At 33.4% G+C, this 14,234-nt stretch carries 11 protein-coding genes; 3 read left to right on the forward strand and 8 right to left on the reverse strand.

Features of this window, described 5'->3' with window-relative positions; genetic code table 11:
• The first annotated feature begins 37 nt into the window (after positions 1–37).
• Both OXU93_RS08110 and OXU93_RS08115 read left to right on the forward strand, forming a co-directional pair.
• Positions 38–967, forward strand: a complete 930-nt coding sequence (locus tag OXU93_RS08110; protein WP_267383694.1) for a LysR family transcriptional regulator — start codon at positions 38–40, stop codon at positions 965–967.
• Between the two features lie 1,130 nt (positions 968–2,097).
• Positions 2,098–3,312, forward strand: coding sequence for a DUF790 family protein (locus tag OXU93_RS08115; protein WP_267383695.1), 1,215 nt, complete (start codon positions 2,098–2,100; stop codon positions 3,310–3,312).
• Between the two features lie 296 nt (positions 3,313–3,608).
• Here OXU93_RS08115 and OXU93_RS08120 read toward each other — a convergent pair whose 3' ends face one another.
• From OXU93_RS08120 to OXU93_RS08135, 4 genes are all read right to left on the reverse strand, one after another.
• A complete protein-coding gene (locus OXU93_RS08120) occupies positions 3,609–3,989 on the reverse strand; it encodes a hypothetical protein (RefSeq protein ID WP_267383696.1) in 381 nt (126 codons plus the stop codon).
• A gap of 73 nt (positions 3,990–4,062) precedes the next feature.
• A complete protein-coding gene (locus tag OXU93_RS08125) occupies positions 4,063–4,473 on the reverse strand; it encodes a DsrE/DsrF/TusD sulfur relay family protein (protein ID WP_267383697.1) in 411 nt (136 codons plus the stop codon).
• 83 nt (positions 4,474–4,556) lie between these two features.
• Positions 4,557–4,877, reverse strand: coding sequence for a DsrE family protein (locus OXU93_RS08130; protein WP_267383698.1), 321 nt, complete (start codon positions 4,875–4,877; stop codon positions 4,557–4,559).
• A gap of 491 nt (positions 4,878–5,368) precedes the next feature.
• The gene (locus tag OXU93_RS08135; RefSeq protein WP_267383699.1) at positions 5,369–6,772 is read right to left on the reverse strand and encodes a DUF2079 domain-containing protein; all 1,404 of its coding nucleotides are present in this window, start codon (positions 6,770–6,772) and stop codon (positions 5,369–5,371) included.
• A 622-nt stretch (positions 6,773–7,394) separates the two neighbouring features.
• On the opposite strand from OXU93_RS08135, the gene OXU93_RS08140 reads away from it, so the two are divergent.
• Positions 7,395–8,735 carry a TldD/PmbA family protein gene (locus tag OXU93_RS08140; protein WP_267383700.1) on the forward strand — a complete coding sequence of 447 codons (1,341 nt, stop codon included), beginning with the start codon at positions 7,395–7,397 and terminating at the stop codon, positions 8,733–8,735.
• 743 nt (positions 8,736–9,478) lie between these two features.
• On the opposite strand, the gene OXU93_RS08145 is transcribed toward OXU93_RS08140, so the two are convergent.
• The 4 genes from OXU93_RS08145 to pgl all read right to left on the reverse strand — a co-directional run bounded on the left by OXU93_RS08145 (position 9,479) and on the right by pgl (position 14,151).
• Complete coding sequence (locus OXU93_RS08145) at positions 9,479–9,820, reverse strand: hypothetical protein (protein ID WP_267383701.1); 342 nt, start codon at positions 9,818–9,820, stop codon at positions 9,479–9,481.
• A gap of 57 nt (positions 9,821–9,877) precedes the next feature.
• Entirely contained in the window at positions 9,878–10,774 is an 897-nt protein-coding gene (locus OXU93_RS08150; RefSeq protein ID WP_267383702.1) for an ABC transporter permease, read from the reverse strand.
• A 148-nt stretch (positions 10,775–10,922) separates the two neighbouring features.
• Complete coding sequence (locus tag OXU93_RS08155) at positions 10,923–11,942, reverse strand: ABC transporter ATP-binding protein (RefSeq protein WP_267384857.1); 1,020 nt, start codon at positions 11,940–11,942, stop codon at positions 10,923–10,925.
• Between the two features lie 1,492 nt (positions 11,943–13,434).
• Positions 13,435–14,151: a 6-phosphogluconolactonase gene (gene pgl, locus OXU93_RS08160; RefSeq protein ID WP_267383703.1), complete on the reverse strand. Its 717-nt coding sequence runs from the start codon at positions 14,149–14,151 to the stop codon at positions 13,435–13,437.
• Positions 14,152–14,234 lie beyond the last annotated feature (83 nt).

Genomic DNA, 14,234 nt, shown 5'->3' on the forward strand with positions numbered 1-14,234 from the left:
AATAGGTCTAAAATCTCACATTTAGAGGAAATACCCATTGATTCAAGCCACTCTACATCAATTAAAAGTTTTTGAGACTATGGCTCGTCATGGGAGCTTTACCCGTGCAGCGGAAGAATTATTAATCACTCAGCCTACAGTATCAAGTCAAATCAAGCAGCTGACTAAGTCTATTGGTCTACCATTGTTTGAACAAATTGGTAAACGTCTTTATCTAACTGAAGCCGGCAAGGAATTACTTAAAACCTGTCAGGAAGTATTTGGAAGGTTAGAAAACTTTGAGATGAAAGTTGCAGATTTAAAAGGAACTAGACAGGGGCAATTAAAATTAGCAGTTATCACTACTGCAAAATACTTTATTCCTCGGATTTTGGGTACATTTTGTCAAAAATATCCAGGCATTGATATTTCTTTAAATGTCACCAACCATCGGCATATCCAGGAACGCATGATGGAAAACCAAGATGATTTGTATATTGTTAGTGAACCCCTTAATAGTATGGGTTTATCAACTCAACCTTTTCTTGATAATCCTTTAGTGGTAATTGCTCCTAAAAACCACCCATTATCAAGAAAACAAAAAATTCCCATCAATGATCTTGATGGCGAAGTTTTTATTATGCGTGAATCAGGTTCAGGGACTAGACAGGCAATACAGGAACTATTCTATCAACACGGTGTATCTGTTGAAGTACGTTTAGAATTAGGGAGTAATGAGGCGATTAAACACGCGATTGCAGGTAACTTAGGAATTTCTATTCTTTCTCAACATACTCTGATTTCCGAAGGAAAGGATAGCGAACTAACTATACTTAATGTTGACCATTTTCCAATTAAACGTCGTTGGTACGTAGCGTATCTGGAGGATAAACAACTATCAGTGGTAGCTCAAGCATTTTTAGACTATCTACTTCAAGAGAGCTCAAAATTTTCTGTCCCTCCTGTTAATCTTTTGGCAAAAGTTTGATATTTAAGGTAAGCGTTAAAGTTTCACTAAAGTTTCACTAAACCTAGTACATAAAAGTTATGAATATTAAGACATAGTTTGATTATTAATAATAAGTGTGTTAAAAATTATATCTGTTTACATGCATCATATTGATTGTGGGTAGTAGTTTTTATTTTATAACTGGGTGATACATAGTTATAAATAAAAAATTTTTAGGAGCTGAAATAATTTCTTCTTGATTAAGACATATTTATTAATACTCTTAGTTTTTCAAAATAAAAGAGCGATTATAAAAACTATAAAGATAAGAAAATATATGTTAGGATAGTTAAATTTTTCTGAAAATTAGTTTTTATTTAAAGAAGTAAAGTCAACATAAAAGAGTATATTTTATACTGTAATTTTATTCTGTATATACAAAGAATAACTAATGAGATCATAGATTATATATCTCTGTTATACTGAAGTTAATTTTTTTACTCAGCATTTCACTAATTTGTTCTAGATTATCAGTAAAGTCTAGTCAAAATTTATTGTCGCTAATAGTCAATAATATATAAAATTTTGACTATTCTATAACTTTCTTGAAGTAGCAAACAAAACTATTTTCTTTAAAAAACTACTTAATATCAGTTTAAGTATTATTGATTTAGATTATAAAAAAGAGTTTTAAAATAACTATTTATTGGATTAATATCAGATTTTAATCAAAGTAAATATATTTGTTTTGCTTGAAATATAATATCATTTCTTAATAGTAACTAGTTTGGTTTATATTATTTTAGGAATTTATTTATTTAATAAAATTTGTACTACGTATATACATATTATATACATAGTTTGATATAATTTAGCAGCAGTAGTATTTTTACTAAAAAAGTACTATATATATTGATAAGAATCAAGTTATTAAGATATATTCTAGCACTATTGTTAAATTTGCTGTAAATAATATTTGACCTAATATAAATGATTATAAAATATAATCGCTAAAGCTTTCCGTATAATATCATTTTAAATATAAATAGTAATGGTTGATAAGAGGCGTTATAAATTGTAGTCTCGTTGCGGATTTATGTAGCTAAATATTAATCTATTTAATGACTATGTAACAATTATATATTGTTATCAAACGAATATTAAGTATTATGTTATCTTCTGACTTATTAATTTATCGTCACAGTGGTGGATCTATAGTTCCTAAAAAATTGCCTTTAGATTGTAATGCGTTAACCATTGCTTCTAAACACATTAATTGTTTTCAAGAGAATCTAGGAAGTACCCAAGAGCAATTAAATCAAAAGCTGTTGGAATTAGAAGGAGATAACCCGAATTATAGAATTAAACGAGGGTTAGCCCATCTGTTAAGAAATAACTTTTCAACCTTTGAAATTGTCAGCCCACTCGAACCTCAACAACTACGACAACGTGTTTTTAGTCGTGCGGCTAAGTCTCTTCCTATTCCCACTAACCGTTTTTATCTGTTAGATCAAATTGCCAGTTTATTAAGTAAGGAACTAAATCGTTCAATCTTACCTAGTGAAATTGAGCAGGGACTTTATGCCGACTTACAAGAAAATCGTATTCTAACTGATTTTGTGTCTCCAACTCCAGAAGAATTAATTCACCGCTACAATTTATCACAGGTTCAAGGGATTTTCTATCGTTCTAGCCACATTACAATTAATGTCCATCGCAATGATCCTGGAGAGTATAAATTATTGTTTCGTTATCTTAAATTGTTTCAATTGATGGCTTATATCGAAGGAGATGCAGACACGGGATTTACTATTACAATGGATGGTCCAGCAAGTTTATTTAAAGTTAGTACTCGTTATGGATTAGCTTTAGCTAAAATGATTCCGGCTTTACTCTATGTTAGTAGGTGGAGTCTTGAAACTGAATTGCAAATTAAGGATAGTTATACTGGCGGGATAAAAATTAGTCATTTTGGTTTAAATGATTGCTGTGGTTTAGTAAGTCATTATCCTAAAGGCAAAATTTATGATAGTATGCTGGAGGAGTCCTTTGCTAAACGATGGGTAAAGTTGAAAACCCAATGGCGATTGGAAAGAGAAGTAGATTTGGTACCTCTGCCTGGAAGTGTAATGATACCCGACTTTCGTTTAGTACACCCTGACGGGAGAGATATTTTGTTAGAGATTATTGGGTATTGGCGACCAGAATACTTACAAAAAAAATTTTATCAAATTCGGAGTTCTAATCTAGATAATCTTATAATAGCTATTTCTGAAAGATTGAATCTAGAAAAAGCAGGGGTTAAGTTCAAAAATATTTCTGCAAGGGTTGTTTGGTTCAAAGACAAGTTAAATCCTAAAGATGTTTTAGGCTTATTGGAATGACCTAATGAATATTCTATCTATATAAAACTATTTCATTACGGCTTCATTCTAAAAAAGGTAAAAACTTGATACAGTAAACTTCTTTCTTTTAAAGGAGTTAGTTGACAAATTGGAAGTCTGAGCATATAGTTTTTTTCCAAAAAGGGTCTTTAGGAAAAGAATTTTGTATTTTCCAGCCAACCCTAATTAATGACAGGAATCAAATCAAAACAAGAAACGCAAAGCTACTAAGAGCTACTCTACTCAGAGAAAAAATAAAAGTTGTAGCCTCCATTTGACGCATGTTAAGTACTTAATTACCAACGCCAAACTTGTTGATATTGTTCGAATAAATTAGGTAGATCTCGACGAGACAATTTTTGAAGCCCACTAAGTAATTTCGCTTCAGGAATACCTCTTTGGGCAAGATCTTCTGCGATCGCATATACTTTAAAACCACTATCAAGAGCTTGTTGTAAATCCTGATCAATTTTTGCTGGACAAGTTTGTTGCCAAGAACCTAAAGTCAATCCCTCATTCCCCTGTTTATTAACAGCATAATTAACCGCATTCCCTCGTAACAAAATGTCGACTTCCCCACCAGCTGTTTTTAAAACTTGAACTATCCAAATAGCTGGATCATCTTGTTCTTCAACAATACAACGATAAGCTGATTCAATGATTTGTAATGCCTTCATAGTTAATGCTCCTTCAAGATTCAGAAGAGTTTTATTCCTCACCTTACTAAAACTATTTCAAATAGATTTTAGCTTATTTTGTACCGATAACTAATGTTGACGTAGACTCGACAGCCCATTGCCAAAAATCCTTTGGTGCACCACGGCGACACCCTTCGATCGCTTCTTGTACACCTCTTTCATCAACACAAAGACCGCAATTAATCCAATCAAATTTACAGCCCTTATTTTGTGCTTTTGCTTGCATTGCTGCTACCCAATCTTTAGTTAATGGGTGATTTTCTTCCTCAAAAGTACGTCCATGAATACTGTTAGCGTGGGGTCTCTGATGAGAAAAAGCCAAGGAAACTGCTCCTTCATAAGCAAAAACATTAACGTTGTAACCTTTTTCTAAGGCTGCATCCATTAGCCGGAAAGCGGTAGTTGTTCTCGCTTGTTCAAACGGCCCATCCATCAAGAGAAACGTAATGGTTGTTGTACTCATTTTTTTTATTACTAATAAACGCTAGAACGCTAGTCAGTGGTTATAAGTCGATGGTCATAGTCCATTGCCTTACAACCATCGACTTATAACCACAAAGTTTTTTGCCCTTGTCCCATGGCATCAGCTACTGAAGATATGTTAGAAACCTGAATACTGTAATTCACTTCGGAAGATTCAATTCCTCTTTCTTCGAGGGAAAATTTATCTGCTAAGATTTTGACTAAACTCAGGTTGGCTAACTCAGGGGGAATAATACTTGAACGAGTAGCTAATACACCATTTTCTACCAAAAATAAAGTTACCTCGTGTCCTGATTCAGCTAGATCAGATGCCAACTGATAATCATACATCACTTCTGTAGACTCAAAAGGACTTTTTGACTCAATTAAAAAATATTGACTCATGGACTCTTATTGAAAGACTATAGTTTTCGACTATACATAACAATAAGTTTAGATCCGATTCCTTCAGACTAAATTTAAGGCTTTCTTTAAGAGTAACTTGGTAGACTTAAAGAAAGTCTTAAATAGAAAAGTAATTATAAAAGAGTAACTACTATATACCAAACTAAAAATTTAGCTAACATAATCATAAGGGTAAGTCTCCTCAATAAGGAATCAATACAATAATTGTTCTTTATACTTATTTACTGTAAACAACTAGATTAGTTAAATCTAAACCTAAAGAATAAAAATAATTGTATCCATTTACTCAACTAACTTATGATCTATAACCAGATATAATATAAAGAAAAGCAGAGTAAATTATAAGTATAAAGCTCAATAAAATAGATACAAATATCTGAATATAAATATGACTTTTTTAAAACACATAAAAAATACTTACAAAACAGGCTCTTTTTTGCAAAAAAATGTAAATAAATCTCTCTCTATGATCAATTTGATTGAGATGAGATATGTTTAAACAAATAAACTTGCTTTTTTTTATAAGTTAATTCAAACTCCGGAATTTTTTTAATTCTTTCTACTAGGGTATCAATCAACTCTGGTGAACTATTCCAACCGGGATGAAGCTTATTCAGCAATATATCATCAAATTGTTGAAGATTAATGTTTTGTGAACCCTCAATTGCTAACTCAACTTTAGCCCTATGGGTAACATGGGGAGCAATATTAGCTGAGGTTAATATATCCCCCTCTTTTGTTACTTGGGTTAATGCTGCTCTGGTTGCTGACCAAGTATCTATAGATTCAAGATAACGAGAAGTAAAATAACCTACTTTAGCTAAAGCAAAAAAAGTTACCAATGACCATACAATAATATGTTTAGGTTTTTGTATCCATCCTTGCCCTGTACTTAAAGATAAAATTACTACTAAGATTAGAAATGGTAAAATTGGGAGTGAATACTGATGTAATAAATCTTTTTGTTCTTTATTTTCAGTCAATAAATTTAAAAATAAAATAGGAAAAGCACTAATTAACGGAAAAAAATGTTTAGGAACTAATCCCCAAATCAAAGGGCATAAAAGCAATAACAAATATTCTAAATTATCCAAAGTTAAAAGATGACTTAAGACAATTTGTGGTTTCAAAAAAAGGTTCAAGATAATCTCTGGTAGAGACACTCCTAAAAAATCATATCTAGCAACAGCAGCCACCTGTTCTCCACTAAATTGAGGGATAATTATTTTAGTTGCTAAGATAAACCAACCTATACCTAATCCCAAGGAAATAAGCCCAAATTTTATGTTTTTCTCTCCTAAAATTAACCATACTCCCATTGCCGCTATAGTTAAAGACAAGGCATCTCGACAACTTAAAATAAAAATTAGTGCTAGAACAAACGTAAAAATATTGTTTTTCTTTGCTGATAATAATGCCCAAAAAAAAGCAGGCAATGTCAATGTCTCGGGATGAAAATCAAATAAATTTAGGTTAAAAATTATGGGATATAGAATATAAGAAACTGCGACTGCTATTGCTGATTTTTCGTTCAAATTTGCATATCTTGCCAACTGCCACACGGGTAATACACCCAAAGAAAGTGCAATTGCTTGTAGCCCAAATAACCAATAAACACTAGGGTGAATTTTATATAATCCAGCAATTACATAAAGAATAAATGCAGCGTGATCTCCCAATATATGTATACCCCGTAAGGAAACAAAAGGAGTTTTTCCTTGACTAATTAAATAAATGCCATTATCAAAAATCGCTAAATCATAAGCAGTAGATTGGAATAAAATATGTCTTACACTACTACAAGTAAATAAAATAAGTATACTCACTATTACTATAATCGTCGCAGAATGGCAATTAAAGTTGTTCCGGTTCATCTCTATAATTTTTCCTCTACTAGAAATAAAAATAATTATTTAAACTAATAATTGCAATGCTTTTGCAGACAAAATTTAATTCAGTGTTTGAGTCTAACTTCATATTATTGATTTATAAACTATATTTGTTATAAGTACACGATACACTGAGATTAGCAAGTTCCGGCAAAACTACTATATCAAGATTCCTTAACCATTAACTATAATTTGTTATTGAGTTGAGAAACAACTATCATACTTACATGATCTTCCCGGAAAATTATATTTAAAACTTCTCTCTTGTAGGAGAATCTTGTGGTACAATTTCACTCTAGTAAGGTAAGAATATATAAAAAACCCTACTCAAACATAGTAAAGACAGTTAGGAAAATAACCGGACAGGAAAACAACCGGATTTTCGGCTACAGTACAGAGTATTCTTTAAACTGAGAAGCTAACTAAACTAAATGACTGAAAACGCTTATGCCTATGGTCAACTGATACAAAAGTGGAAATACCTAAATGATACGAATAGTTAGGTGGTTCTTATCCACAAGTCCGGGTAATTATACTCCCTGCAAGTGTCAGAAAGTGTAAGATATCTATACATTTAAATGTATTAACAGTTTTTAATCGTCCCTATATGCTAAATATTAAAAAGATTGCCGAATACGCTCAATTAAGTGCGAAAGAATTGGGAATTAAGAAATATGACATTTATGGTTCATCCATCGATGATACCAGCGTTGAAGTAGATGGTGGTGAACCCAAACAAGTTCAAGCATCAAATCGGTCAAGCGTTATTGTTCGTGTTTGGAATAAACAAAAAACAGTTGGGGTGGCAACCACTACAGATCTAGATAATGAAGGAATTAAATTAGCTTTAGAAACAGCTAGAGAAGCGAGTGTATTTGGCAATGAGAATAACACTCCCGAGTTCAGTCCAGAAGCAAAAAAACCAACTGCTAAGTTATCCCGTAGTTTGACGAATGCAGCACCCATTCCTACCCTTGTAGACATTTTAATTAAAACTGAGAAAAAACTTTTAGAAGCACATCAAGCTATTACAGGAGTTCCCTATAATGGGTTGTCTCAGGAAAATGTAATGCGGTTCTACCTCAACAGTGAGGGAGCTGTTCGTCAAGAAGAAGGGTCTTATTCTTCTATTTACCTCTACAGTCGTACCGAAGAAGAAGGTAAAAAACCGCGAGGAGCTAGTTCAGTTAAAATTAGTCATAGTTTGTCAGATTTAGATGTTGATGGCTGTTTAAAAGAAGTAATTGAGAAGACAATTAGTCACATAAATTATCAATCTATTCCCTCTGGAAAATATAGAGTTATTCTTTCTCCCACATCATTTTTAAGTTTAGTTGGTGCTTTTTCTAATATTTTTAACGCTCAAAATATTTTAGATAATCAAAGTCTTTCTACCCGAGATTCTCTCGGTACTGAGATTGCCTCTCCTCTCCTGTGCTTATGTGATGATGCTCTTCATCCTGATAGTATTGTAACGGAAACTTTTGACGGAGAAGGAACTCCCACTCGTCGTGTGGAATTAATTGCTAATGGAATACTGTCGGGTTTATTGCACAGTACTGGAACCGCAAAACAGATGAATGCAAAACCCACAGGGCATGCAAATATTGGCTCAAAAGTTACAGTTAGCTCTCATTTTTATCATGTTTTTGCTTCAGAAAAACAAGCTCAGAAGTTGAGTCTAGAAGAATCGGACGGAATCATTTTAATTGATCGTTTACAAGCTCTTCATGCGGGGGTTAATTCCTTACAAGGCTCATTTTCTCTGCCATTTGATGGTTGGTTTGTCAATAAAGGAAAATTGACCAGTATTGATGCAGCAACAGTAGCTGGCGATATACAAGATGTATTGAAATCAATTATCTATATTGAGTCTAAGGCGGAAGTTCTTCCTGGAGGGATTTGCCCGCGAGTTTGGATCGATGAATTGTCTATCACTGGAGAATAATGTATCGGCTTTTACTATAAGAGACTGTTCATATGTCGAACATTAGGTTAAATGAAATAGAGCTTAATCTCCAGAACTAGAGTTAACTAAAGGATTATAAGTGTCAGGAAATCAACGTTGATGGACTTTTTATGGAGAAGCTCTTACTGAATTATTCTATTATCTTTAATAACATGAAAAGTTAGTCAACAGTAATGAGTGAGATTACATGTAGTTTTTTAAAATAAAATTGCTAACAAAATCGATTTTAGAAAATAGTAAAAGCAATAAAATAAGTCTCTCTTACATAAGATTAAATATCTTTTTCTTAAAAAGAATAGATTAAGATTAAATATCAGGACTGTTTAAGTTAACTAATTAATGGCTAAAAATCATACAAAAATTAGTATATACCAGGTTGAGATGTTAGATTGGCATGAACTATTGTCTATGCTAACTGAGAAATAGTAGACAGCACTAATGGTAAATAAAAAATGTCCTTAACTAGTCTTAGATTGTGTATTGATATAACCATTAATCCCATGAAGCTTATGGGAAACCGTTAGGTTTAGTGAAAGTAAACCAAGAAATACCGTTTCTTCTGTTAGAGAATTAATTTTAAGATGGGTGGTCAATTGACAATCTATAACTCCAAAGATCTGATTAGATCAAAATCAACTTTCTGAAGTTTTTGGAACGTCTATAAAATTAAGACTTTCAATTTCAATTAATTATATATCCCAGCTAGCCTAGAACTATTAGAGTTAATTACTATTTGAATCATAAGTAGGTTCAAATAATTCTTGTTGTAATTTTCTTTGTTGGATCAGTTTAAACTCTTGAGCAGCTTTATTAAGATTATTATTTGTATCTTCAGCAAAGTCACCGGCATTACGACTTCGTTCTAAATTAGAACGATGCATTAAATTCATTGGATTAAAAATATTACCAAGCTCCCCAGCGGGATCTTGTTCCCTATTTTGATAACCATTTTCTTCGTCAATAACATCAATGGGCTGGGCTAACATTACCCGAGGGATTCCACTTATTAATCCTAAACTAATTAGAATAGAAGACAATTGTCTCAAAGGCATCTTAATAGACATTATTAATACTCACTCCTGTATACAATCAAACATTAGACATTTCCAATTGACATTTTTCTAAGCAAAACGGCGACTTAATAAGGGTTGAATTGCGACTAAGATAAACGCATTGAAGGCTAACAAAAGAAGTAAAGCAAATCCAAAACTCAGATCTACCCAAGGGGTTTGTAGTACCAAGCTACTCAAAGACCAATCTTCATTAAGGTAAATATAACGAATCGGTTCAATGGCATAGGTAAGAGGATTTAAACTGACGATAATTTGTAACCATTTAGCCATAAATGACAAAGGAGCTAAAGCAGTACTCGCAAATAATAAAGGTAAATTCGTTACGAAAATAACTGCGATCAATTCTATATGACCTGGTAAAGCAAAAGCTAGTCCCAGACTTAATCCCGTTACTCCTAAGACAATAGAAAAGACAATGAAGGAAATAACACTTAATCCAACTGCACTTGGTAGACTAGCTCCTAAAATAGTACTAGCGCCCACAATAACTGCCGTTTGAATTAAACTCAAGACAATAATGTATATAGTGGAAGCGGCTACAATCGAATAACGAGAAGCTAGTGGGGCAACTAGTAAACGATTGAGAAAACCAAATTCTCGGTCAAACATCACAGGTAATCCTGCATTCAATGCACCGGAAAAAGCAGTAAAAACTATAATACCGGGGGTAAGGAACTTAGCATAATTGAGTTCTCCTTCAAATAACCCTTGGGGTGCATTGTAAAACAACGCACCAAACAAAACTAACCACATAAACGGCTGAATAATACCAGCAATTAAGGTTGATGGACGACGTTGCAGTTGAATGAATAGACGCTTTGTCATAGCAAAGGTTTCTTGAACAAACTCACTGAGAATATTTCTATCTTCATCTATGGGGATTGTTTTTTGTTTGTTAGGAGATAAAGAAGACTCTACCTTGGAAGGGATCATAGTTTTACCCATATTATTATTCCTCATTGAGCATAATATATTGACATTGATTTGCAGCTATAAATTGAATTACTTATTTTCTCTCATCTGTTATCTGTTTTAATGAGCAAGTAAACTTAAATCCAAGGTTAACAATGTCTACCCTAAAATTAGGATAACTTTATTTCATTTGTTGTTTTTTCTCAGCCTTTATATCTCGAATACTGGCGAACTCTAATTCGGCATCCATCAAAGTTTGTCCAGTGGCGGCTAAGTAAACGTCATCAAGACTAGGACGAGATTGGGCTAAACTGAAGATAGGAAATCCTGCCTTTATTAAAGATTGTTCAATTTGACTTAAACAATTACTCCCTATCTTTACCACAAGGTTGAGAGAATTTCCTTGGCATTGATTGATGATTACTTCTTCAACAAAAGGTAAATCCTGAAGCAGGGTTTTGGCTTGTTCGGCTTCTTCCACTGGAGAAAATTCCCGAACTCTTAGGGTAACGCGATCACCTCCCACTCGATTTTTCAATTGAGAAGGGGTTCCCTCAGCAATAACTCGTCCTTGATTAATAATGGCTAAGCGATCAGCTAGGGCATCGATTTCTTCAAGATAATGACTGGTAATCAAGACAGTTGTGCCAGCTTGCTGTAATTTTCGTAAAAACTCCCAAACAATAAACCTACTTTCTATATCTAATCCCACAGTAGGTTCATCCAGTACCAACACTTCCGGTTGATGAAGTAAACCAGCTGCTAAGTCTAGACGTTTACGGATACCCCCTGAGTAGGTCCCTGTTTTGTGGTCGGCATAGTTTTCTAAGTCCAACAGTCTGATTAACTCAGCAATACGATCTTTTGCTTTTTTTTGGGGAAGATGGTACAGGTCCGCTTGCAGTTCTAATAACTCTCGTCCTGTTAATACTTGATCTAAGGCTACTTCCTGGGCTACGTACCCCAAGCGACGACGGGCTTCTTTAGGGTATTTAAGAACAGAAATTCCCGCTACTTCTATTTTACCTTCCTCAGGCTTAGCTAAAGTACATAAACAGCGAATGGTAGTGGTTTTTCCCGCTCCATTAGGACCTAATAAGCCAAAAATCTCTCCTGGTTGGACCTTAAAGGAAATATCTTGAATCGCTTTAAGAGTACCATAATTTTTTTTCAGGGACTCAATAACAATAGCAGGGATCATAACCGATTGATAATTAGAAAATAACGATGCAAACAACCTCATTACTGCCACACAGGGTTCCCTCAGCTCAGTTTGGGACCGAACTGATGTCATTCTCGATGCACTATCTTTAAGTGATAGCCACCTTATCGGGATATACCGTATAGACACCAATTCTGACAGTCTTTGTCATACAACAGATGACTATGTCTAGTTGTTGTGAACCGATCTTGATTTCGGTCCTCTTTTTCCATTGTATTGGAAGTTTAAGAAATGTGGGGATATGAATTAAAGATCGTAAACTATAGTTAGTAAGTTGTTTAATGGATAAACTAATTTAAAAGCGACCATAATATCTCCGGTTAGTATTCTTTATTTAAGAGGTTGTGATTCAATGAGTCTAAAGTTACATATAAAATTTAGAAAATAGTATTTTTACTTATACGACTACTCAATAAATTGGTCAACTAAAATCAATTATTAAGAGGCAGTCAACTCTATATTCAAAAGAAATTAAACTTTTTCCTAATATTTTAGGTAACTTTTTACAAAGTTGGATGTTAACTGCACTAATAGATCTATGTATTTTAATTTGATAAATATTTTAAATAAAAAAATGTTAGTATGTGTTTTTCTCTTGTACATTATTGATGTATCAAATAAAACAGTTCAAGAGAAGTAATTTGTTATTTATTGACAAATCTTATTGAGTATTTTTCTGTAATATTAATTAATATAATCTCTTAATTCTGATAACTTTTTATGGTTAGGATTAACCTGAATATAGAGGAGTAATTTGCCTTTGCTTTACTCTGTATAATCTCACGATCTAGAATGGACAGATAATAGTAAATTGCTACTGCTTTAATACTACTTTCAAGAATCACCAGCCTCGTGTCTAAGTTGGTAAGAAGGTGGTTAGATTACAATTATAAATTTTTATAAAGAGAGAGATGGTCTTGAAGTAATGTACTTTAAAAGTGGTGTTAGAGGTCATAGAGATGCGAAAATTTTGGAAAATATATACTCAGACAAATCAATCTAGAAATTGACAACTAAAAAATAACTGATTATGGTCACATTTACTAGAAGTTTTTGAATCACTCCCAATAGCTGTTCCCTCATTAAACAGAGATGGAGGGAATTTATACTTAATAATTCTACTTTAAAGCAACTGAACTATACCCCAAGTAGTAAGACAGAAAAGAAACTATCAGCTAATTCTACTACTTTAAATTAAAGATAATTCTCGGTCTCCCTTAGATTATAAGATATTGAGCATAAACAAGTAAGATTAATATTGAAAATTTAGCTAGGTTTAGTAGATAATTGAGGGAAATCTTATCAGTAATAATATCGTCGATGGAACATCTGCAATTTGAGTTTCCAGAAAGGTAAAACCGATAGTCTGTTATGGTAATAAAAATGATAAGATATTCGTAGACTTTACTGGATTTGCCCTCAAACCTAGCTAATAAAGGTTTGTGGCGCAAAAATAGACTTTGTGTTAGCTTTAAAGTTCAGCTCCAGCTGCTTGATCAAGCAACCACCAGAGTTCGCCTTGGGGATCAATAAAACGGGAGGGATAAGTCTTGCCATTGGCTTCAGTGGACATAATTTGAGCTAAAGCCGGACGTTTATTCTCCCCAGCTACAATAAAAATTACACAGTGAGCCTGATTAATTAAGGGGATAGTAAACGTTAAGCGAGGTTGTCCGTCTTTATTTCCCACAGTAATTAAGCGATCACGAACATCGAGAGCTTTCGTTTGAGGAAATAAGGAAGCCGTATGACCATCATCTCCCATGCCAAGTAAGACAACATCTAAAGCAGGGAATTCTCCAGGAACAACCTGAAAAAACTCTTTTAATTCAGCTTCATAAATTTGAGCATCAATAGTAGGATCGCTCGATCCTGTGGGCATAGGATGAATATTCTTTGCCGGGATAGAGATTTGATTGAGCCAAGCTTGGCGTGCCATCCGTTGATTACTATCTGTATGATCATGACTCACATAACGTTCGTCTCCCCAGAAAATATGTATTTTCTCCCAGGGCAAAGACTGTGTAGCTAAGGATTCGTACAATGGTTTTGGAGTACTGCCTCCGGATAGGACGATACTACATCTTCCTTTATTTTGGATAGAATCAGTGATTTTTTCTACTGTCAGAGACAGTGATCGCTCAATGAGAGCAGTTTTATTTGGTAAGACTTCAATCAATTTCTTCATTACTTTTAAAGTGTGTTCTAGTGTTCTACTGTAAGCTATGTGGGCTATATTTTTAGCAAAGCCTTTAGATAAAAGGTATAGGG

Origin of the sequence: Cyanobacterium sp. uoEpiScrs1 (genome assembly GCF_947331815.1) — a bacterium.
Lineage (GTDB): Bacteria > Cyanobacteriota > Cyanobacteriia > Cyanobacteriales > Microcystaceae > Rippkaea.

Bases quoted from the DNA above. Each gene is read 5' to 3' on its own strand.
- OXU93_RS08120 (WP_267383696.1), bottom strand. From the start codon at position 3,989: ATGAAGGCATTACAAATCATTGAATCAGCTTATCGTTGTATTGTTGAA.
- OXU93_RS08135 (WP_267383699.1), bottom strand. From the start codon at position 6,772: ATGAACCGGAACAACTTTAATTGCCATTCTGCGACGATTATAGTAATA.
- OXU93_RS08125 (WP_267383697.1), bottom strand. From the start codon at position 4,473: ATGAGTACAACAACCATTACGTTTCTCTTGATGGATGGGCCGTTTGAA.
- OXU93_RS08140 (WP_267383700.1), top strand. From the start codon at position 7,395: ATGCTAAATATTAAAAAGATTGCCGAATACGCTCAATTAAGTGCGAAA.
- OXU93_RS08130 (WP_267383698.1), bottom strand. From the start codon at position 4,877: ATGAGTCAATATTTTTTAATTGAGTCAAAAAGTCCTTTTGAGTCTACA.
- OXU93_RS08145 (WP_267383701.1), bottom strand. From the start codon at position 9,820: ATGTCTATTAAGATGCCTTTGAGACAATTGTCTTCTATTCTAATTAGT.
- OXU93_RS08155 (WP_267384857.1), bottom strand. From the start codon at position 11,942: ATGATCCCTGCTATTGTTATTGAGTCCCTGAAAAAAAATTATGGTACT.
- pgl (WP_267383703.1), bottom strand. From the start codon at position 14,151: ATGAAGAAATTGATTGAAGTCTTACCAAATAAAACTGCTCTCATTGAG.
- OXU93_RS08115 (WP_267383695.1), top strand. From the start codon at position 2,098: ATGTTATCTTCTGACTTATTAATTTATCGTCACAGTGGTGGATCTATA.
- OXU93_RS08150 (WP_267383702.1), bottom strand. From the start codon at position 10,774: ATGGGTAAAACTATGATCCCTTCCAAGGTAGAGTCTTCTTTATCTCCT.